Source organism: Mycobacterium sp. E3305 (assembly GCF_001666785.1).
Classification (GTDB): Bacteria; Actinomycetota; Actinomycetes; order Mycobacteriales; family Mycobacteriaceae; genus Mycobacterium.
Window position 1 is genome coordinate 1 of sequence record NZ_LZJA01000025.1, and the last position, 20121, is coordinate 20121.

Annotated in this window: 24 protein-coding genes; 12 read left to right on the top strand and 12 right to left on the bottom strand. The window is 67.6% G+C overall.

Going from position 1 to position 20121, the window contains the following annotated elements; all coding sequences use genetic code 11:
* Position 1: 1 nt before the first annotated feature.
* Both A5701_RS28695 and A5701_RS02730 read left to right on the top strand, forming a co-directional pair.
* Positions 2–379 carry a maleylpyruvate isomerase N-terminal domain-containing protein gene (locus A5701_RS28695; protein WP_369807376.1) on the top strand — a complete coding sequence of 126 codons (378 nt, stop codon included), beginning with the start codon at positions 2–4 and terminating at the stop codon, positions 377–379.
* Positions 331–1218 (top strand): DMT family transporter, encoded by an 888-nt coding sequence (locus A5701_RS02730; protein ID WP_067748257.1) that lies wholly within the window; start codon positions 331–333, stop codon positions 1216–1218. Before A5701_RS28695 ends, A5701_RS02730 begins: the two co-directional genes overlap by 49 nt.
* Here A5701_RS02730 and A5701_RS02735 read toward each other — a convergent pair whose 3' ends face one another.
* Entirely contained in the window at positions 1219–1584 is a 366-nt protein-coding gene (locus tag A5701_RS02735) for a VOC family protein (RefSeq protein WP_067748259.1), read from the bottom strand.
* A gap of 137 nt (positions 1585–1721) precedes the next feature.
* Here A5701_RS02735 and A5701_RS02740 point away from each other — a divergent pair, with 137 nt between their 5' ends.
* The 3 genes from A5701_RS02740 to A5701_RS02750 all read left to right on the top strand — a co-directional run bounded on the left by A5701_RS02740 (position 1722) and on the right by A5701_RS02750 (position 5637).
* Complete coding sequence (locus A5701_RS02740) at positions 1722–2468, top strand: sensor domain-containing protein (RefSeq protein ID WP_067748261.1); 747 nt, start codon at positions 1722–1724, stop codon at positions 2466–2468.
* Between the two features lie 206 nt (positions 2469–2674).
* On the top strand, positions 2675–4006 hold the full coding sequence (locus A5701_RS02745; RefSeq protein ID WP_067748263.1) for a magnesium transporter MgtE N-terminal domain-containing protein: 1332 nt from the start codon (positions 2675–2677) through the stop codon (positions 4004–4006).
* Entirely contained in the window at positions 4003–5637 is a 1635-nt protein-coding gene (locus A5701_RS02750; RefSeq protein ID WP_067748267.1) for an Nramp family divalent metal transporter, read from the top strand. Before A5701_RS02745 ends, A5701_RS02750 begins: the two co-directional genes overlap by 4 nt.
* On the opposite strand, the gene A5701_RS02755 is transcribed toward A5701_RS02750, so the two are convergent.
* On the bottom strand, positions 5631–6653 hold the full coding sequence (locus A5701_RS02755; protein WP_067748269.1) for a TIGR03617 family F420-dependent LLM class oxidoreductase: 1023 nt from the start codon (positions 6651–6653) through the stop codon (positions 5631–5633). The two genes, A5701_RS02750 and A5701_RS02755, sit on opposite strands and share 7 nt — an antisense overlap.
* Before the next feature lie 106 nt (positions 6654–6759).
* Here A5701_RS02755 and A5701_RS29250 point away from each other — a divergent pair, with 106 nt between their 5' ends.
* A complete protein-coding gene (locus A5701_RS29250) occupies positions 6760–6999 on the top strand; it encodes an excalibur calcium-binding domain-containing protein (RefSeq protein ID WP_082969654.1) in 240 nt (79 codons plus the stop codon).
* Positions 6999–7499 carry a hypothetical protein gene (locus A5701_RS02765; protein ID WP_231972748.1) on the top strand — a complete coding sequence of 167 codons (501 nt, stop codon included), beginning with the start codon at positions 6999–7001 and terminating at the stop codon, positions 7497–7499. Before A5701_RS29250 ends, A5701_RS02765 begins: the two co-directional genes overlap by 1 nt.
* Before the next feature lie 5 nt (positions 7500–7504).
* Here the strand turns inward: A5701_RS02765 and A5701_RS02770 are convergent, their stop codons facing one another.
* Together A5701_RS02770 and htpG are read right to left on the bottom strand one after the other, a co-directional pair.
* Positions 7505–7720, bottom strand: coding sequence for a hypothetical protein (locus tag A5701_RS02770; RefSeq protein ID WP_067748273.1), 216 nt, complete (start codon positions 7718–7720; stop codon positions 7505–7507).
* Between the two features lie 104 nt (positions 7721–7824).
* Positions 7825–9759, bottom strand: coding sequence for a molecular chaperone HtpG (gene htpG, locus A5701_RS02775; RefSeq protein WP_067748275.1), 1935 nt, complete (start codon positions 9757–9759; stop codon positions 7825–7827).
* Between the two features lie 92 nt (positions 9760–9851).
* Here htpG and A5701_RS02780 point away from each other — a divergent pair, with 92 nt between their 5' ends.
* Positions 9852–10472 carry a TIGR03085 family metal-binding protein gene (locus tag A5701_RS02780; protein ID WP_067748277.1) on the top strand — a complete coding sequence of 207 codons (621 nt, stop codon included), beginning with the start codon at positions 9852–9854 and terminating at the stop codon, positions 10470–10472.
* Positions 10473–10479: 7 nt separating this feature from the next.
* On the opposite strand, the gene A5701_RS02785 is transcribed toward A5701_RS02780, so the two are convergent.
* The 3 genes from A5701_RS02785 to A5701_RS02795 all read right to left on the bottom strand — a co-directional run bounded on the left by A5701_RS02785 (position 10480) and on the right by A5701_RS02795 (position 13727).
* Positions 10480–12030 (bottom strand): class I adenylate-forming enzyme family protein, encoded by a 1551-nt coding sequence (locus A5701_RS02785; protein ID WP_067748279.1) that lies wholly within the window; start codon positions 12028–12030, stop codon positions 10480–10482.
* Positions 12027–12872, bottom strand: a complete 846-nt coding sequence (locus A5701_RS02790) for a thioesterase family protein (protein WP_067748281.1) — start codon at positions 12870–12872, stop codon at positions 12027–12029. Before A5701_RS02790 ends, A5701_RS02785 begins: the two co-directional genes overlap by 4 nt.
* 117 nt (positions 12873–12989) lie before the next feature.
* Positions 12990–13727, bottom strand: a complete 738-nt coding sequence (locus A5701_RS02795) for a VIT family protein (protein ID WP_197499059.1) — start codon at positions 13725–13727, stop codon at positions 12990–12992.
* A gap of 320 nt (positions 13728–14047) precedes the next feature.
* Between A5701_RS02795 and A5701_RS28705 the strand changes: the two genes are divergently transcribed.
* On the top strand, positions 14048–14707 hold the full coding sequence (locus A5701_RS28705) for a chitin-binding protein (protein WP_082969655.1): 660 nt from the start codon (positions 14048–14050) through the stop codon (positions 14705–14707).
* A gap of 338 nt (positions 14708–15045) precedes the next feature.
* On the top strand, positions 15046–15336 hold the full coding sequence (locus A5701_RS02805; protein WP_067782060.1) for a hypothetical protein: 291 nt from the start codon (positions 15046–15048) through the stop codon (positions 15334–15336).
* Between the two features lie 7 nt (positions 15337–15343).
* Here the strand turns inward: A5701_RS02805 and A5701_RS02810 are convergent, their stop codons facing one another.
* The 3 genes from A5701_RS02810 to A5701_RS02820 form a co-directional block, all read right to left on the bottom strand.
* Positions 15344–15979 carry a class I SAM-dependent methyltransferase gene (locus A5701_RS02810; RefSeq protein WP_067748286.1) on the bottom strand — a complete coding sequence of 212 codons (636 nt, stop codon included), beginning with the start codon at positions 15977–15979 and terminating at the stop codon, positions 15344–15346.
* A complete protein-coding gene (locus A5701_RS02815) occupies positions 15976–16908 on the bottom strand; it encodes an SAM-dependent methyltransferase (protein WP_067748288.1) in 933 nt (310 codons plus the stop codon). Before A5701_RS02815 ends, A5701_RS02810 begins: the two co-directional genes overlap by 4 nt.
* 440 nt (positions 16909–17348) lie before the next feature.
* On the bottom strand, positions 17349–17780 hold the full coding sequence (locus tag A5701_RS02820; protein ID WP_067748291.1) for a nitroreductase family deazaflavin-dependent oxidoreductase: 432 nt from the start codon (positions 17778–17780) through the stop codon (positions 17349–17351).
* Between the two features lie 126 nt (positions 17781–17906).
* Here A5701_RS02820 and A5701_RS02825 point away from each other — a divergent pair, with 126 nt between their 5' ends.
* Positions 17907–18923, top strand: coding sequence for a YihY/virulence factor BrkB family protein (locus tag A5701_RS02825; RefSeq protein ID WP_067748293.1), 1017 nt, complete (start codon positions 17907–17909; stop codon positions 18921–18923).
* On the opposite strand, the gene A5701_RS02830 is transcribed toward A5701_RS02825, so the two are convergent.
* Positions 18924–19136 carry a DUF3072 domain-containing protein gene (locus A5701_RS02830; RefSeq protein ID WP_067748301.1) on the bottom strand — a complete coding sequence of 71 codons (213 nt, stop codon included), beginning with the start codon at positions 19134–19136 and terminating at the stop codon, positions 18924–18926.
* Positions 19137–19234: 98 nt separating this feature from the next.
* Between A5701_RS02830 and A5701_RS02835 the strand changes: the two genes are divergently transcribed.
* Entirely contained in the window at positions 19235–19738 is a 504-nt protein-coding gene (locus A5701_RS02835; protein ID WP_067748295.1) for a DUF2505 domain-containing protein, read from the top strand.
* A 17-nt stretch (positions 19739–19755) separates the two neighbouring features.
* Here A5701_RS02835 and A5701_RS02840 read toward each other — a convergent pair whose 3' ends face one another.
* Positions 19756–20073, bottom strand: a complete 318-nt coding sequence (locus tag A5701_RS02840; RefSeq protein WP_067748303.1) for an STAS domain-containing protein — start codon at positions 20071–20073, stop codon at positions 19756–19758.
* Between the last annotated feature and the right edge of the window lie 48 nt (positions 20074–20121).

Consider the following 20121-nt stretch of genomic DNA (forward strand, 5'->3'; position numbering starts at 1 on the left):
CATGAACGACACGAACTCCCGGATCGGCGTGCTGGCCACCGAGGCAATCGATCTGCTCATCGCCGCCGTCGACCAGGTTTCCCCGGAGCGCTGGGATCAGCCGTCCAATCTCGAGGGCTGGAGCCTGCGCGAGCTGGTCGGGCACGTCACGGGCAGCGCGGCGAAAGTGGTGACCCTGGTCGACGGCGGCGATGAGCAGATCGATTGCCTCGGTGGCCAGCACGCCGATCCGGGAGTTCGTGTCGTTCATGGCGTGCATCCCCTCGAAACGCCGTGTCGCGTACCGTCCAGAAGTCTAGAGTCGCAACCCCGGTTACACAGGAGGTCCGCTTGGGCAAGACGGATATCGCGGCGCTCCTCGCGGTCGGGTCCGCCCTGATGGTGGGTTTCGGAGACGTCATCCAGCAGCGATCCGCCCAACAGGTCACCGACAAGCCGGTCGGAACCATGGCTCTGTTCCGCCAGCTCCTGCGCGATCGGCAATGGTGGACGGGCAGCCTGGTGGCCGCCGCCGGGTTCGGCTTGCAGGCAGCGGCGCTTGACCTGGGCTCGGTGGTGCTGGTGCAGGCGCTGTTGGTGACGTCGTTGCTGTTCGCGTTGCTGATCAGCGCGCGGACCAATCACCGGAGAATCACGGCGCGGCAAGGCATTTGGGCCGTGCTGCTGGCCGCGGCGGTCGCGGTGGTCGTGACGGTCGGCGACCCCCAGGAGGGAACGCCGCGCGGGTCTGTGCATACCTGGAGCATCGTGGCATTGGTCATGGGTCCGGCGCTGATCCTGTGCGTGATCGGCGCGCGCATGTTCCCCGGCACCGTTGGCGCGCTGCTGCTGGGTCTGATGTCGGGCTCGCTGTGGGGATTGTTTTCGGTACTGACCAAGGGTGTGGTCGACCAGCTGGACCGCGGCATCCCCGCGCTGCTGCGCCTGCCCGAGGTGTACGTGTGGGTGGTGGTGGCCATCGCGGCGACGGCCTGGGAGCAGTCCGCGTTTCGGGCCGGTCCGCTCACCGCGTCGCTTCCGGCCGTGACCGTCGCCGAGCCCGTCGTCGGATCGGTGCTCGGCGTCACCGTGCTCGGTGAGACGCTGCGCACCAACGACATCGGCCTGGTGGCACTGGGCTTGTCGGTTGCGGTGATGGCGGCCGCGACCGTGGCACTCGCCCACAGCCAGGCCGCCGGGGCCCCGCCGACCGGCGAAAAGCCCGCGGTATCAGCTTGATCAGATGCGCGAGCCGACCCGGTGCGCCGTGCCGTCCGGATCGACATAGGCGAATTCGCGCAGACCGTAGGGAGTGTCCTGCGGTGGGAGCAGGCGGCCCTCGAGGTCTTCCAGTGCAGCCCACTCCGCATGGAGGACGCCGGCATCGCTGACGTAGAGGTACACGCTTGCACCGGTTCGCAACGGGTCGTGCTCGTCCCACTCCGTCAGGTGGATGGATACGGATCCACGGTCGACGAACCCGTAGCGATCCGGTCCGTCGTATGCGCGTGCAGCGAAGCCGAGTCGTCGATAGCGATCCAGGGCGACGTCGAGATTCCGTACCGGGACGATCGGCGCTACCGAGGTGAAGTCGACTGCGGTCACACCGCGAACATATCGCTTGGCCCCGAACCCCCTCGCGACACCCGGCCGCTGACGTACGCTGCATCGGACCGACTTCTGAATAGGGGACGCGCTGGGGGTGCGCGAAAAGGCTTGCCTAGGCAGGAAAGGCATTCGACATGCGCCAGCTGACAGCTTCAGTCGCCATAGCCGCCGCCGGAATACTGCTCGCCGGCTGCAGCCACGATGGCGGGAGCGCCGCGTCGTCGACCACCAGCAGCACCACGGCTGCGGCTAAGACGCCCCTCAACAAGGCCCAGCTGCCCGACCTCATGCTCAGCCCTAGCGATATCGACACGATGCTGGGGGTCACCGGCACCACCAGCGACCCACCGAAGACCGCGCTGGAAGAAGACACAGCCAAGCGCAGCGACTACACGCTTCCCGCCGAATGCAAGTACGCCCTCCACGCGGCCCTGGCACCCGTTTATGCGGACAGCGGGTACACGGCGGTTTACGGCTACCACGACCTTGCACCCACTCCCCCGGGCGCGGACGACCTGGAAAGCCCTGACGTGTACCAGTTTGTCGTGTTGTTCCCCGCGCCCGACCAGGCGAACGCGTTTTTCACCACCTCGTCGCAGCAATGGCCCGCCTGCGCCAACCGCTTGGACACCGTGCCCGCCGACGGCACCCATCCCGAACTCCAGTGGAAGGTCGGACCGGTCACCAACGCCAACGGGGTGCTGAGCACGACCGTAACGCTGAGCTTCAGCCGTAACGGCGTGAATTTGACCGTCCCGTGTCAGCGGGCGTTGACCGTTCGCAGCAACGTCGTCGTCGACGTGGACGCGTGCCGCAAGGACGTGGGAGATCTCGGCATCAACATCGCCAACCAGATCGCCGGGAAGATCGGCAAGCAATAGGACCTCAATGGCCGCCCTCCGTTCATCCATCGGCGGTAGCTGCTCGCCGCGCCCCCGGCGTACGATCTTGCGGCCGAACCCGGTCAATCGACGACACTTGCGCCACCAACGATCCTGGCGGTAAGCCGTAGCTACACCCGACGTCGCGACGCGGTTTCGTGCAGTCTGCTCGGATGGTCGGCGGCGGGGTGTCGAGGAGGAAACGCATGGGCGCATCGGAGAAGTCGGCCGAACGCGGCGGCGGACGGCCGGTGATCCACCTCTCGCAGCTGCTGCGTGCGCCGGTGCTGGCCCGCGCCGGGGAAACGGTGGGCCGTGTCGAGGACGTGATCGTGCGGCTGCGGGGCGCCGACGAGTACCCCCTCGTCACCGGGATCGTGGCCGGGGTCGGCGGGCGGCGGGTGTTCATCGGTGACAAATCGATCGACGAGTACGCCGCGGACCGAGTCCTGTTGACCAAGAACAAGGTTGACCTTCGCGGCTTCGAGCGCCGTGAAGGTGAGGTGCTGCTGCGCGCCGACGTGTTGGGCCACCGGCTGATCGATGTGGCCAATGTCGAGCTGATCCGCGCCTACGACGTGGAACTGGAAGACACCGGCGCCGGATGGATGCTGACGCGCGTGGACACCCGACGGCCACCGCGGTTGTTCGGACTGATCAGGCAGTCGGGCGGGCACGCGGCCCGCGATTGGAAGGCGTTCGAGCCGCTGATCGGCGACGCCCGCTCGGACGCCGTGCGGCGCCTGTCGGACCGCTTCGGCGAGTTCAAGGCCGCCGAGATCGCCGACCTTCTCGAGGAGGCGGACAAGGCCGAGGGCGGCGAGATCCTCGACCGCGTGCGCAGCGACCCCGAACTGGAAGCCGACGTGTTCGAAGAGCTGGAGCCGGACAAGGCCAGCCGGCTCCTCGACGGCATGCCCGACAACGAGGTCGCCGCGCTGCTGGGCCGGATGCGGGCCGACGACGCCGCCGACGCGATCGCCGACCTGCGCCAGTCGCGGCGCCGGCGCGTGCTGGAGTTGATGCCGGGCCCGCAGCGCACCAAGGTCATCACCCTGATGGGCTTCAACCCCGAGAGCGCCGGCGGCCTGATGAACGTCGACTTCGTCTCGTGCGCGGCCGCCACCACGGCGGCCGAAGCGCTGGCGCTGATCGCGTCCGCCGACACCATACAGCCGGAGGCGCTGATCAAAGTGCATGTGATCGACGAGGACAGACGGCTCGACGGTGTCGTCTCGGTCATCACCTTGTTGCAGGCCCCGGCCGGTGAAACCCTTGCGCGGCTGATGGATTCCGATCCGGTGCGGGTCACGCCGGACGCCGACCTGACCGATGTCGCGCTGTTGATGGCCGACTTCAACCTCTACTCCATCCCGGTGGTCGACGACCAGGATCGCGTGCTCGGGGTGGTCACCGTCGACGACGTGCTCGAGGCGACCATCCCGGAGGATTGGCGCCGGCGAGAGCCCGCGCCGCGTCCCGTGCGCGAGATTCCCGGTGACCAGAGCGCGCGCGTGCCGGGAGGTAATGCGCTGTGACGACCGGTCGCGAAGAGATTCACCGGCCCAGCGCGGTGCTGGACGCCGCGCACCTCGGTGACATCGAGGGCGCGTTCGGTCGCATCAGCGTCGGCGAAACCGAGCACGGCCGCACCTGGAAGACGCGGTTGCTGACCCTGCTCGCGATCGTCGGTCCCGGAATCATCGTGATGGTCGGCGACAACGACGCCGGCGGCGTCGCCACCTACGCCCAGGCCGGACAGAACTACGGCTACTCCCTGCTGTGGGTGCTGCTGCTGTTGATACCCGTCCTGATCGTCAACCAGGAGATGGTGGTGCGGCTCGGCGCGGTCACCGGCGTCGGGCACGCGCGGCTGATCAACGAACGCTTCGGCCGCGGCTGGGGCTGGTTCTCGGTCGGCGACCTGTTCCTGCTCAACTTCCTGACGATCGTCACCGAATTCATCGGCATCAGCCTGGCCGCCGAATTCATCGGCGTCTCCAAATACGTTGTGGTGCCGGTCTCGGCGGTGGCGCTGGTCGCGATCATGGCGAGCGGGAGCTTCCGCCGCTGGGAGCGCGCCATGTTCATTTTCATCGCCGTGACGCTGCTGCAGATCCCGATGCTGCTGATGTCCCACCCCCAGTGGCGTCAGGCCGCCAAATCGTTCGTGATACCCAGCATTTCGGGCGGGGTGAGCTCGGATGCGGTGCTGCTCATCATCGCCATCGTCGGCACCACCGTGGCGCCCTGGCAGCTGTTCTTCCAGCAGTCCAACGTCGTCGACAAGCGCATCACCCCGCGCTTCATCGGGTACGAGCGCGCCGACACCGTGCTGGGTGCCTTCGTCGTGGTCATCGGTGCCGCGGCGCTGGTGATGACCGGTGAATGGGCGGCACGCTCCACCAACACCGTCGGCGGCTTCACCGACGCCGGTGCCACCGCACACCTGCTCGGCGAGCACCGCGGGACGCTGGGCTGGATCTTCGCGATCGTGCTGATGGACGCCTCGATCATCGGGGCCGCCGCGGTAACCCTGGCCACCAGTTACGCCTTCGGTGACGTGTTCGGCCTGAAGCACTCCCTGCACCGCGGATTCGCCGACGCCAAGCAGTTCTACCTGTCCTACACCGCCATGGTGGTAGTGGCCGCGGCCATCGTGCTGATTCCCGGCGCGCCGCTCGGGCTGATCACCACCGCCGTGCAAGCCCTCGCCGGCCTACTGCTGCCCAGCGCCAGCGTCTTCCTACTGCTGCTGTGCAACGACCGGGAAGTGTTGGGCCCGTGGGTCAATCGCCCCTGGCTCAACTGGGTCGCCGGGTTGATCGTCGGCACGCTGCTGCTGCTGTCGGGAATCCTGATGGCCACCACGCTGTTCCGCGATCTCAACGTCGTGGCGGTGGCCGGCTACCTCGCCCTGGCCCTGGCGGTACTCGCCGCCGCGGCGGTGCCGGTGCTGCGCTGGATGGCCCGTCGTCAACCCGCGGCGCCCGCGCCACGGCTGCCCGCGCGCGGCGTCGACCGCAACACCTGGCGGATGCCGCCCCTGACGCTGCTCGAGCCGGTCACCTGGTCACCGGGCACCCGACTCGGCATGATCGCGCTACGCGCCTACCTGATCGTTGGCGCACTCCTGTTGGTGGTCAAGGCGATACAGCTCAGTCACTGACGCCCTTGTTGTATGCGGCGGGCCACCTCGCCGTACCGCTCGAACCGCTCCGGATCACCCACGGCGTTGTAAAGCACCAGGCGCGTGGCCTTTTCGGCGTACTTCTCGATCAGCGCGCCGGCGAGTCCGTCCCACGTCGACTCGGTGGCGAAGGCGGCGATGTGGTCGTCGCTGACCTGGGCGGCCATGCCGGCGAAGTCACCGGCCTTCTGCCTCTCGCGGATCCTGGCGGTCGTGCCCTCGAACCCGGCCTGATCCCAGATGAACGCGTAGTTGGGGGTGCTGCCGTAGAAAGCCATGCTGGCGCGCACGCCTTCTCGTTGCTTGTCGCGCTCCTCGTCGGTGTCACCGACGATGGTCATCACCGGCACGATCACCGCGATGTCGGCCGGCGACCGTCCCGCCTTCGCCGCCCCGTCGGCGACGTTCGGCAAGACGTGGCGGGCGATGTATCCCGGCTCGCCGATCGGGTGCACGTGCACCCCGTCGGCGACCTCGCCGGCCATCCGCAGCATCCACGGATTGACCGCTGCGATATCGACTTTCGGGTCGGGCGCGTCGATCGGACCCGGGCTCCACTGCGGAGTGATGAAGTCGAGGTCGTAGAAGTCGCCGTGGTGATCCAGCGTCCCGGAGCGGAACGCCGCGAAACAAGCCTTGACCGCGAACAGGTAGTCGCGCAGGCGCGGTCCGGGCCGCTCGAATGCCACCCCGTAGCGCCGGACGACGTGGGTGCGCACCTGGGTGCCCAGACCCAGGCGGAAGTTCCCGCCGGTCGCCTCCTGAAGCTCCCAGGCCGTGGCGGCCGTGACGAAGGGGCTGCGCGGGAAGGCGACGGCCACGCCGGTGGACAACTCGAGGCCGGGCGCGGCCTGGGACGCCACGGCCGCGTTGAGGTAGGCCGTGCGGCCCGTCTCGGTGAACAACAGACCGGAGAAACCGGCGGCTTGCGTTCGCCGGGCCAGGTCGCCGATCTGGTGCAGCGGCTGCGGGACCGTCATCGCATCGACGTGCATGAGCGGAGCCTACGTGGGCTCGGCCCTTGCCCGGTGACCGCGTCACGGTGTTAGCTCATTATTCGTCAGCAACCAACGCCGCTTCGCTAACAGGAGGCTCGCCAACATGCTTCGTGGATTGCTCATCGCCGGAGCAATCGTCGTGGGGATTGCGGGGCCACCCGCGGCCCAGGCCGCCCCATCGACGACGACCTCACCCGCGCCGACGACGGGCGCCAGCGTTTACTACCCGAACTGCAAGGCGGCGTGCGCCGACGGCGTGGCCCCGATCCACCGTGGGCAGCCGGGTTACCGGTCCGGCCTGGATCGTGACGGCGACGGCATCGCGTGCGAGGTATGCCACTGATGTGGGTCCCGATTCCGCGGTTGGTCGCCGTCCTCGCCATGGCGTCTGCCGGCCTCGTGGCCTGCGGGTCGCAGCACGCTGCGGCGCCCGCCGCATCCAGTTCAAGTGCGGCGAAGCCGTCGCCGCCCCCCAGCCCCATCGCCTCGTCCAGCACGCCCACGACCACCAGCGCGCCGGACTGCGTCGGGCTGTCGATTTGCCGGCCACCACCGCCGGACGCCGAGGGAAATCCGGCGTGCTACTACGCGGACGGGTGGCGCGGTGATTCCTCGGGCACCGGGATCGAGGTGTGGTACTTCCGCGACCCGCAAAGCCCGCCCAAGCCGGACAAGGTCACCGCGCTCGTACGCAAGAAGGACGGCACCACCGAGTCACAGGATGCCGACATCGCCGCCGACCAACAGGTGCATCGGTTCGGATTCCCCACCGTCGCGCCGTCGGTGGTTCAAGAGGTGTTGTTCAGCAGCGGCGGCGGCCGCTGCTTCGTCGTCGGACCGTAACCGGATCAGCGCTTCTGGGGGCGGTGGCTCACCGGGGCGGTGAACCCCTGGGTGTCGTCGAAGTTGGCCCACTGGCCGTCGTCGTTGACCTCCATGCGCCAGCCGAGCTCGGTGTCGCCGCCGATCGAGGCGATGAACCATGCGTGTGCGGACTCCGCGCTGGCAAAATTCTTCGTCGCGACGACCCGCCCGCGTGGGTCGATGACGCGAAATTCAGCCATGGGAGGTGATTATCCCTGCCAGCGGGTTTTCAATCCGGCTTATCTCCCATTTGCCGGCCAAGCCGACCGCGAACACCCCTGGCGCAAACCTGGCAAATCCCGGGCTACACGGTGCGGGTCAACCGGTCGGCGAGCAGCTCGGCGAACCGGGCCGGATCGTCAAGCGCACCCCCTTCGGCGAGAAGCGCTGTGCCGTAGAGCAATTCGGCGGTCTCGGCGAGGGCGGCGAGCGCGGCGTCGCCCTCCGCCTTCTTTTGCGCCTCTCGCAGGCCGGTAACCAGCGGGTGGTTCGGGTTGAGCTCGAGAATCCGCTTGCCGACCGGGATGTCCTGCCCGGACGCGCGGTAGAGCCGCGCCAGCGCCGGGGTGATGCCGAAGGCGTCGGTGATCAGGCAGGCCGGCGACTCCGTCAATCGGCTGGAGAGCCGCACCTCCTTGACGTGGTCGCTCAACGTCTCCTTCATCCAGGTCAGCAGGTCGGCGAAGTCCTTCTGTTGCTCCTCGCGCTCGGCCTCGCTCTCGTCGCCTTCGGCGCTCAGGTCCACCTCGCCCTTGGCGACCGATTGCAGCGGCTTGCCGTCGAACTCTGTCACCGTTCCGACCCAGACCTCGTCGACCGGGTCGGTGAGCAGCAAGACCTCGTAGCCCTTGGCTTTGAAGGCCTCCAGGTGCGGCGACTTCAGGATCTGTTGCCGCGTCTCCCCCGTGGCGAAGAAGATCTGCTCCTGGCCCTCCTTCATGCGTTCCACGTACTCGGCGAGGGTGGTGGCCTCCTCCTCGCTGTGCGTCGAGGCGAATGAGCAGATTTGCAGCAGGGTCTCGCGGTTGTCGAAGTCGGACAGCAGGCCCTCTTTGACGACTCGGCCGAACTGGGTCCAGAAGCTGCGGTAGTCGTCGGGCCGCTCGGACTGCAGCTCCTTGATGGTCGACAGGACCTTCTTGGTGAGCCGCCGCCGGATGGCCTTGATCTGCCGATCCTGCTGCAGGATCTCGCGCGAGACGTTGAGCGACATGTCCTGCGCGTCCACGACGCCTTTGACGAAGCGCAGGTATTCGGGCATCAGCTGGTCGCAGTCGCCCATGATGAACACCCGCTTGACGTACAGCTGGATCCCGGTCTGCGCGTCGCGGTTGAACAGGTCGAACGGCGCGTGGGACGGGATGAACAGCAGCGCCTGGTATTCGAAGGTGCCCTCGGCCTTCATCGCGATGATTTCCAGCGGGTCGTCCCAGGCGTGGGCGACGTGCTTGTAGAACTCCTTGTACTCCTCCTCGGAGACCTCTTCTTTGGGCCTGGCCCAGAGCGCCTTCATCGAGTTGAGGGTCTCGGTTTCGAGCGTGACGGTCTCCTCGCCGCCCTCCTCCTCGGCCGGAGTCCGTCGTTCGACCTCCATCCGGATGGGCCAGGCGATGAAGTCGGAATACTTCTTGACCAGGCTGCGGATCTTCCACTCCGAGGTGTAGTCGTGCAGCTCGTCCTCGGCGTCTTCGGGCTTGAGGTGCAGCGTGACCGACGTCCCCTGTGGTGCGTCGTCGACGGCTTCGATGGTGTAGGTGCCCTCGCCGCTGGATTCCCACTTGGTGGCTTCGCTCTCGCCGGCTTTGCGGGTGAGCAGCTCGACCTTGTCGGCGACCATGAAGCTCGAATAGAACCCGATGCCGAACTGACCGATCAGTTCCTCCGACGCGGCCTCGTTCTGGGCCTCCTTCAATTGCTGACGCAGCTCGGCCGTGCCCGACTTGGCCAGGGTGCCGATCAGCCCCACCACCTCGTCCCGGGTCATGCCGATGCCGTTGTCGCGGATAGTGAGCGTCCGGGCGCCCTTATCCACCTCGATCTCGATGTGCAAGTCGGAGGTGTCGACATCGAGGTCTTTGTTGCGGAAGGCTTCCAGCCGCAGCTTGTCCAGTGCGTCGGAAGCGTTCGAGATCAGCTCCCGCAGAAACGAATCCTTATTGGAGTAGACGGAGTGGACCATCAGGTCCAGCAGTTGCCGGGCCTCGGCCTGAAACTCCAGCTGCTCGACACGCGCGTTCATCAGATTGCCTGCACTTTCCTCCAGGAGACGACGATGCAAATTTACCGAGACGCGGATGGTCCGTGCCCGGGGGCTGGTCCTACCCTGAACACATGTCTGTCGCGCAACGCGAACGTGCCGCCCTCGTCGAAACCATGCGCGCAGCCGGGCCGGAGGCGCCCACCTTGTGCGAGGGGTGGAAGACGCGGGACCTCGCCGCCCACCTCGTCATCCGGGAGTACCGGCCCGACGCCGCCCCGGGCATCCTGATCCCGTTCTTCGCCGCGCACACCGAGAAGGTGCAGAACCAGGTGGCCGAGCGGGCCGAGTGGGACGAGCTGGTCGACAAGGTGGCATCCGGTCCGCCGCTTTACTCCCCGTTGAAGCTGCTCGACCCGGTGGCCAACGTGGCGGAGATGTTCATCCATCACGAGGACGTGCGCCGCGCGCAGCCGGGCTGGGAGCCGCGGGCGCTGGAACCCGAGCTGAGCGCCCGGCTGCGCCGCACCCTGCCGATGATGGCGCGGCTGACGCTGGCCAAGGTGCCGGGCCGGGTGGCACTGCGCACCCCGGAGGGCAAGACGATGCTGACCGCGGGAAGCGGCCCGGCCGTCACGGTGACCGGCCCGCCCGAGGAGCTGCTGCTGTTCTCGGTCGGGCGTTCGGCGCGAGTGGAGTTCGACGGCGACGCGGCCGCGGTGCAGGCCGTCCGCGAGGCCCCCAAGGGGCTGTAGCCCGAAATCACCCGAAGGCTTCGCGGAGGTCTTTCTTGATGACCTTGCCGAATTGGTTGCGCGGCAAGGCTTCGACCATCACCAATCGTTCTGGGTGTTTATAGCGGCTCAGCCCGTTCGAATGGCAATGCTGCACAAGGGATTCCAACGACACGCTCTCGGCCGACGCGGGCACCACGACCGCGCATACCCGCTCGCCGGTGCGCGGGTCGGGAACCCCGATGACCGCCACGTCGGCGACCGCGGGATGGGTGGCCAGCACATTCTCGACTTCGAGAGCCGAAACGTTCTCGGCATTGCGGATGATCGCATCCTTGATCCGACCGGTCACGCGGACGTTGCCGTCCTGATCGACCAGCCCGAGATCTCCCGTGCGGAGCCAGCCGTCCTCGTCGAACGCGTCGGCGTCCAGCGCGGGGTCGGCGTAGCCGAGAAAGCATTGGGGACCCTTGAGGCGGAGCTCGCCCTCCTGACCGACGGGCAGTTCGCCTTCGTCGTTGCCCACCACCCGGACGCTGACCCCCCGCGTCGGCCTACCGACGGTGTGGTCCAGCGAATCCGGCGTGTCGGTGAGCGACGGCGAAGCCGCCACCGGGAACTCGGTGAGCCCCCAGGCGTTGGCGATGCCGGGAAGACCGAAGGCTTCCCGGATCTGGCGACCGAGTTCGGCGGTGATGGGCGCGCCGCCGGCCAGGCAGCCGCGCAGGAACGGGAACAACGGCCGGTCGCCGTGGGCTCGCTGGGCTTCGAGGAAGCCGAGGAAAAAGGGGGTCGCGGTGCCCAGGAAGGTCGGGTTGTGCGCCGCGATGGAGTACGGCGTCGCCGGCGGGTCGAATACCTCGAACAGCGCCAACCGCATGCCGGTCCGCAGCGCGGCGGCCAGCATCACCGCGCCGCCGATGTGCGCGACCGGAAAGGCGATGGGATCGACATCGTCGCCGGTGATGCCGATCGCCTCGACCAGCCCGGTCGCGCCGGCCATCACCGATGCGTCGGTATGGCGAATCCCTTTGGGCGCGGCGGTGGTTCCCGACGAGTAGTAGACCCATCGCGCATCGCGGGCCGAAGCCGGCGGCGGCGGGAGCGCACCGGCGTCCGCCTGAGGCAGCCGAAGCTCGCCGCCGGCCGGCGGCGTCACCAAGTCGACGGTGATGACCTTGAAACCTCGACTCGCGGACAGGGCCCGCGCCAGGGCGCCATGATCGAATCCGCGCCAACGCTCGGGCACCACAAGGTATTCCGAGGAGAGCTGCTCGGTGATGAAACCGACCTCGTGCTCCCGCAGGATCGGGATGATCGGGTTTTGCACCGCACCGAGCCGGGCCAGCGCCGCCATAACGACCACGGTCTCCAGCGTGGTCGGCAACTGCCACGACACGACGGTTCCCGCGCGGATCCCCAAAGCGGCGAAGGCGGCGGCCGTCGCGCAGGCGGCATCGTGGAACTGCCGCGCCGTCAGCGTGCGCGCGTGGTCGTCGGCGAGCAGCGGCCGGGGCGATCCCGCCCGCGCCGCGTCGGCGACCAGCCTCCAGTAGGTGACGTCGCTTCCGATGCTCATTCGCTCGTCGGATTGACCTGTGTCGGGCGGAATCCGGAGTGCGCAATGCCAACCGAAACGCCGCTGCCGATGGGACCCGTGCGGTCGACGAGTACAGCCGAACCGGTGGCCACCCCGTCGTGGCTGTAGTGGGTCAGCGAGGCCATGCCGATGTGTGGGCCTTCCGGCAGTCGGCTCAGCGTGAGCGTGTAGTCGGCATTGATGAACTGCAAACCGTTTGTTCCCCAATTGGCAAGGGAGGCAGTGATATCGGCTGCCATGGCGGCGCGGGTGAACGGGCTGAGCGGTTCACCGCCGATGAGCGAGCGGGTTTCGCAAAGCCAGGTGTATTTCTGGCCGGAGGCGTCGACCCATTCGGGGTCGCGATTCTGCAATTCGGTGCCCCATCCGTAGGTGCGCATGAAGAGCGTCGGTTGGGCGCCGCCCTCGATGGGCAGCGGCGGCATCTGCGGGTTCGGCGACCACACCTGCCCCTCTGGCTGGGGGCCGCGCCGCAGGAATAAGGCGCTCCCCCGCGCAACCGGGAGACCGTGCTGGGTGAGGACGACCTCGACGAGCCGCAGCCGCCGCCGGTCGTGGTGCACGGTGGTATGCACCTCCATGGGTTCCAGCGCGACCGGTGCGGGAAGGTCGACGGTCAGGCGGGCGGGTTGAAGTTCCGGGTCACCGACCGCGCGTTCCACCGCCCACCCGAGGAGTCCGCCGACGACGTGCCCGCTGAGCGACGGGCCCCACCCACCGCGCGCGATCGGGTTTGGCACGAAACGGGTTTCGTCGCGCAGGAAGTATGGCTCCTGCGCCGCCGAATCGACGTCATCCGGCACGAGATTCGTTTCGGTCAATGCGCGACGCTCCGCCCGGAGTTGGGATCCCTCATGCGAGGATGGCAACAGTAGATATTACAGTTACCGGCCACAGTCGCCCCGGGTCGACCCGATTCAGGCAGGTGGGACCGCGGCTCAGGCGATCGCCGCGCCCACCAGGTGGCCGATCACGTACGTGATCGCCAATGCGAGACCGCCTCCGATGACGTTGCGGAGCACAGCGCGGCCCTTGGGCGCTCCGCCCAAACCGGCCGACACCGCCCCGGTGATGACCAGCGCGACGAGCACCGCCGCGACGGTGACCGGGATCCGCCACGCCGCCGGCGGAACCAAGATCGCGATCAGCGGCAGCAGGGCCCCGATTGCGAACGACAACGCCGAAGACGACGCCGCCTGCCAGGGATTGGTCAGCTCCTCGGGATTGATGCCCAGTTCGACTTCGGCGTGCGCGAGAAGCGGATTGTGGTCGGTGAGTTCCTCGGCGACGGTGCGGGCGGTCGCGGCCGTCAGGCCTTTCGCCTCGTACAAGGCGGCGAGCTCGTCCATTTCGGCGACCGGATCGTCGCGCAGCTCCTGGCGTTCCTTGTGCAGCAGCGCCTTCTCGGTGTCACGTTGGGTGCTGACCGAAACGTATTCGCCCAGCGCCATCGACACCGCTCCGGCGACCAGTCCGGCGGTGCCGGCGGTCAACACGGGAGCGCGTTCCACCGTCGCGGCCGCGACCCCCACCACGATGCCCGCCGTGGACACGATTCCGTCGTTGGCGCCCAGGACTCCGGCGCGCAGCCAGTTCAATTTCGACGACACCGAACCCACGTGCGGCTCGGACGGATGGGGATGCGACGGGCTCGACACGGCCGCAACGATATACATCAAAGACCCGCCGGACTAGCAAACATAGCCTTGCCAAACGGTTTACTCCCGCTTGTCGGGCTACCCAAAGGTGCCGCGTCTGGCTGGCGCCGAGCCGCGACACATAAACGCCTGCGACGACACGCCGTCGCTTGTCGCAGCGGTTTATGTCTCGCGGTACCTGAGCCGACCGTCCGCCTTCCGTGGTCGGGGTGCCGCGTGCACGACCCAAAGCTCCGCATGGGCCTCTCACAGCCGTTGCATAGGCAAGCTATCTATGGTCGGTTGATGTAAGGGGGGATTCTGAGGAATTCACCAGTAGTCAGACAGGGTGAAGGACTATGAAACTTAAGCAATTTCTTGGGGGGATGACCGTTGCCGGCGCTCTGAGCGCTGCGGCGTTGGGCATGGGTTCCGGTGCGGCCAGCGCCGCTCCCGGCGGGCCGCCGCCTGGCCCGGCAGGCAACCATGGCGCACCCGCTCCCGGGGGCATTCATCCCCCGAACGCACCCGGCGATCCGGGCGGACCTGGGGGCCCCGGCGGGCCGGGCGGACCTGGGGGCCCCGGCGGTCCCGGCGGGCCGCAGGGCGGACCTGGTGGGCCAGGTGGCCCCGGTCACCCGGGCGGGCCAAATGGTCCCGGTGGACCCGGAGGCCCCGGAGGCCCCGGAGGGCCCGATCATCCAGGCGGACCCGGCGGCCCGGGCGGGCCCGACCACCCAGGCGGCCCCGGCGGCCCCGGCGGACCGGGCGGACCGGGCGGTCCGTGGCACGGAGATCCTCAGCGCGGCTACTTCCGCGGCGCCCCGTGGGGTGACGGTCCGGCGCCTTGGGGACCCGGTGCGCCGCCTCGCCCCGCGTGGGACCGGCCGCTCCCCCCGCCCGGTGGATATTGGGGGTACGGTCCGATCAACTACTGGGGCTATCAGGAGACCCCGGTGTGGGACCCCGGCTTCAATCAGTGGGGCTTCTGGTTCTTCGGAGTGTGGATTCCGCTGTAAACCGCAGTAAGCACGACGCCCGCTTCGCCACCCGGCGGGGCGGGCATCGTGCTGCTTGTCGATAACCTGGCTCGCAGGTGGCGAATCACCCCGCACCGCAGACGTTTATGCCGCCCCGGCATGCGGACCGAATGAAAAGAATTGCCGCGGTGGGACCTTTGGCCTCTCGGTGGGGGTACTACGCCGTTGCATCGATGCCGTATGGCCCTCGATTGACGTGTCTCGATAGCGAAACATCGAGGTCACGGTTTGGGTTTCCCCCTGCCAGAGTAATCGACCGATGAGGAGGCGCGATGTCCACGCGGCCCGCACGAGACCCTCGCGTAACCCTTCTCTACTTGGTCACATTCGCCGTCGCGATGGTCGCGGGAATGTGCGCTTTGGTGGCGCTCGTCGCCGGCTCGCCGCTTCAATTCGGCTTCGCGCTGGCCCTTTTCGGCGCCGGGTGGATCGCCTCCGACTTCATCGATCGGACGGGTGAGCTCGGGCAGGAGCGCTTCGCCCGGCAGCATGTCGCCATCGTCGCCCGCCCGGCCCAGGCGTATCGACCCTCCCGCGTGGTGCACACCGGTCACCGCGATCCATTCCCGCGATCCGCTCCTCGCGCCGCGAGCGCGGTGGCCGCCTGACGGTCGATCAGTTCTTGATGCCGACTGTGATCAGGTCGGAAACGACGCGTGTCCAGACCGGCCGCGGGATGCGGCGCTGCTCGCTGACGACGAACCCGGCGTCTTCGAACATCGTGCGCATCTCCGTCGGCGACGCATTGTGTTGCGGCTTCCACCTATTGGCCGACGGTGCCTGGAGTCGCCGTTGCCGCGCACTGAGGGCCGATACGGCCACCAGTCCGCCGGGCGCCAGCACGCGGTGGAATTCGCGCAGCGCCGCCGGCTGATCGAAGAAGTGGAACGCCGAGGTGGTCACCACCGCGTCGAGGGCCCCGTCGTCGAAAGGGAGCCGCTCCGCAGGGCCACGTAACCACTGCACCCGGTCGGTTCGGGCGCGCGCCTGGCCGAGCATGCCCTCGGACATGTCGACACCGTAGATCTCGTCGGGCTGGAGCTCGCGCGCGATCCGATCACTGAGAATGCCTGTGCCGCAAGCGATATCGGCTATCTTGTGGGCATGGTGAGCACGCAGTTGCGCTATCACCTCATCGTGCGGCGGACGATATACCCACTGCTGCAACAACGGCAGGTCGTAGACCGGGGCCAGGAAGCTCCAGAGCCGCGTGACCGCGTCGTTGAGTCCTCGGCGGCTCGGCTCCGTCATTCGCCCAGAACCGAGCTGTAGTAGATCGTGTCGGCGACGGACACCGAGTCGTTGGTCTGGGGAATCGCCGCGAGCCCGCTGCCGGCCAGCAGCTCACTCATAGGCTTGCCGACCGTCCGCCAGCCGAGATCCTTCAGGTAGTCGGCGACGTCGTTGCGCTCACCGTCGAAACCCAGCTCCTCCCAATCCAACTCGAAGCCGTGCTCGCGCCACTTGGCGGTGGCCCGGCGCATCATTTCGCGCGCCTTCTCGACGTCTTGCTGCGGACGGTCCAGGATGGCTTCGACGGCCAGCCTGCTGCCCTCGGCGCTCAGCGCGGAGATGTTGTCGAGCAAGCGGTCCTGCGCCTCGGGCGGCAGGTACCCGAAAAGACCCTCCGCGATCCAGGCGGTTGGGCGGCTCTTGTCAAAGCCCGCATCCACCAGAGCTTTCGGCCAGTCGCTGCGCAGATCAATGGCGACGGCGCGCAGGTCTGCCCGCGGGGCCGCGCCCAACTTCGCCAGGGTGGCGGTCTTGAACCCGATCACCGCCGGCTGGTCGATCTCGAAGACCGTCATGTCGGCAGGCCATGCCAACCGGTAGGCACGCGCGTCCAGGCCGGAAGCCAGGATTACGGCCTGGCGGATCCCGGCCTGCGCCGCGTCGTGGAAGAAGGCGTCGAAGAATCGGGTGCGGGCGGCCATCGCCAGGGGCATGTGCTCGAGCTTCCAACCGGATTCGTGGTCGTCGACGTCAGCGGCGACGAGGTCGCCGTCGACCCATCGCGTGAAGAAGTCCACTCCGACCGCGCGAACCAGCGGCTCGGCGAATCGGTCTTCGATAAGCGGGTTGTCAGCCCTGGTCGCGATCGCTCGGGCCGCGGCCACCATCGTGGCGGTCGCGCCCACGCTGGTGGCCAGATCCCAGCTGTCGTTGTCTGTGCGTGGCATGCGTCTTCCCCTCGCAGTCATGGCGATACTTAGCCAGTATAACGACCCGCGAGGGGCGAAGAGTTCCCGAGCCAGCCGGGCCCTACCGCGGGCCGGGCCCTCCCGGCCCACCTGGGCCACCAGGCCCACCCGGTCCCCCGGGTCCTCCCGGACCACCAGGCCCGCCGGGTCCGCCCGGCCCATTCACCGCCGGGACCCAGGGAACGCATTGATGCAAGTCCGCGCTCCAGATAAACCCTTCAGCACAATTGGGATCGGCCCGGCCGATCGCCGGCGCCGAAACCGCGATCACCGGCAACATCGCCAAAACGAGTGCGACGGCCCAGAGCATCCGGCCGCGCACCGGGGGCGTCATTGCTGCACACGTCATGTCGGTCTCCTCCCCGCCGATGACACTCGGTTCAAATGATTTTGCGACACGAAACCGGTTGGCGGTGCTGTTATTCGGTAACCAGCTCGAACACCGGGATGACGCGGTCGGTGCGCTCCTGGTAGTCGCCGAAGCCCGGCGCCCGCTCGACCACGATCCGGTAGACGGAATCCCGCTCGTCGCGCGGCAATTCGCGCACGGTCGCCGGCTTGGGCTCCTGTGAGCCGATCTCCACGGTCACCCGCGGATGGGCGCGAATGTTGTGCACCCAAGCGGGGTTCTTCTCCCGGCCCGCGGCGGACCCGACGACGTAGATCCTGCCGTCGACATCGAAGTAAGCGACGGGGTTTACCCGCTGCGCACCGCTTCGTGCCCCGGTCGAGGTCAACAGCAGCAACGGGAAGCCCTCGAACTGCCCGCCGACCTTGCCGCCGTTGCGGCGGAACTCCTCGATGTTGCGCTCGTTGAATTCGCGCTCCGAATGCATTTCGTCGTCGCCCATCTACCCATCCTGGCACGGGGGCAGCCCCACAGGGCCCGCGCGGGATTGATCGTCGCCGAATGCGGGTATCACCAGGCAATCCCATCGGGGGGGTATCCGCTTCCGTAGAAACGAAGTGAGCACGAGATGGTCGGCTGGCTGGACAGGCTGCAGCGACGAAACCGCGCCGCCGGCGTGGTTATCGGGGTCGTCTACAAATATCTGGATGATCAAGGCGGCTACCTATCCGCCTTGATCACCTACTACGGGTTCGTATCCCTGTTCCCGCTACTGCTGCTGTTGACCACCGGCCTCGGAGTGGTGCTCGCCGGACGCCCCGACCTGCGGGAACAGGTGCTGCACAGCACGTTGAGCCAATTCCCGGTCATCGGCGATCAGCTGCATCAGCCCGCAGGGCTCAGCGGAGGAACCGTCGCCGTGGTCGTCGGCATCGCCGGCGCCCTCTACGGCGGCCTTGGCGTGGGTCAGGCGGTGCAGAATGCCATGGACTCGGTGTGGGCCGTCCCCAGGAACAAGCGTCCGGACCCCGTCCGCTCACGACTGCGCAGCTTGATGTTGCTGTTGGTCCTGGGCTCGGCGGCCATCGCCGCCACGGTCCTGTCGGCGGCCGGCCAGGCGACAGGAGCGCTGGGCGTCTTCGGAAAGATCGGCGTCGCGCTGGTGGCCGTGGCGATCAACGCGATGATTTGCCTGGTGGCGTTTCGCGTCACCACCGCGCGGGAGCTGACGTATCGCCAGGTGCTGCCCGGAGCGCTTGCGGCAGCGGTCATTTGGCAGATCCTGCAGTGGGGCGGCGCCGGATACATTCGGCACACCGTGAAGTCGGCCAGCGCGACCAACAGCGTCTTCGCCTTGGTTCTGGGATTACTGGCCTTTCTGTTTCTGGTGTCGTCAACGCTGGTTCTGTGCGCCGAGATCAATGTCGTTCTGGTGGAACGCCTTTACCCGCGGGCGTTGCTCACGCCCTTCACAGACAACGCGGAACTTACGCCGGCCGACCGCAAGACCTACACCAAGAAGGCGAAAGCCGAACGCGTCAAGGGCTTTCAGCGCGTCAGCGTCAGATTCGGAGACCTCACCGGTAAGGCGACCCGGCCCCGGACGCCGACGACGCCCACCGTCCGGGGCGGGCCCGCCGGCTGATCAGTTGCCGCGTCCGGTCTGTTCCTGCAACTCGTCGATGAGCTCGGACGCCTGAGCCTTGGTCAAATCATCGGGAACGTCCCGGCCCGCTTCCTGGGCCAACGTGTGCAGGTAGCTGCGCTGCGGACCGGTCATCGGCTCGTCGCCGGTCACCCACTGGGACGTGTCCTTCTCCGGGTTCTCGCTCGGCGCCTGTCGCGTGTCGTCAGTCATGTCCTTCACCTCCGCGAGGAGGGATAACCATCGCACGTACGTTCGAAACCTGCGCCACGCCGCTCGCCGTGGCCGGCCCTTTGCAAGAATCGGTTGCTATGTCGCGCTCCTTCGACATCCGCATCGAATCGCCCGCCAGCGTGGAACAAATCCACGCGGCGTTTGGGCGGGAGGACTACTGGCTGGCCCGCCTGAAAGCGAGCAACGCCCCCACCACGCTGGATTCGCTGGAAGTCGACGCCGACGGCACGGTGAGCATGCGGGCAACCCAACACGTATCCCGGCAGATAATGCCCGCGCTGATTGCCAAGGTCGTCCCCGGGGAGCTGAAGATCGTTCACAGCGAGACGTGGCGATCGATCGGTGATGGCGAAGTCCGCGGGCAGATCAACGTCGTGTCCTCCGGCGGTCTGGGGTCAGGGCGCGCGGACGCGGTCATGGCGCCCGCCGGAGACGGGGCTCGACTGCGCTTCGCCGTGGAGGTGGCGATGAGGATCCCGTTGGTGGGCCGCAAACTCGAGAAATCGATGCAAGCCGATCTGACCCAAAGCCTGCCAGCGTTGCAGCGCTTCACCACCACCTGGATCGCCGAGAACCCCTGACGCTCGGCCGGTCGTCGTCAGTCCGCCAAAGCCGCGGGTTCGACGGCGACCAATTCGGTGAGGCCGCTGATGGTGAGGATCGGCATCAGGATCGGGTGGGCGATCAGGTTGATGTGGTCGGCGTGGGAGAACAAGGCATTGATGGCGGCGCTGTCGAGGTACTCGACGCCGCTGAGGTCGACGGTGAGCGGACCACCGCTCGCGGCTTCTCCGCTGATGTTGGTGAGGGCCTGCACGAAGTCGTCGATGTTGCTCAGATCGATCTCCCCGGCCGCGACCAACATCAGCTCCCCGTCGGCGCGGCGCGCGGTGTCGAGGGAGAGCGACGTGGGCATCATGTGATCCTCGCGGATAGGTGAACCGTGGTTCCGGCGGCATCAGGA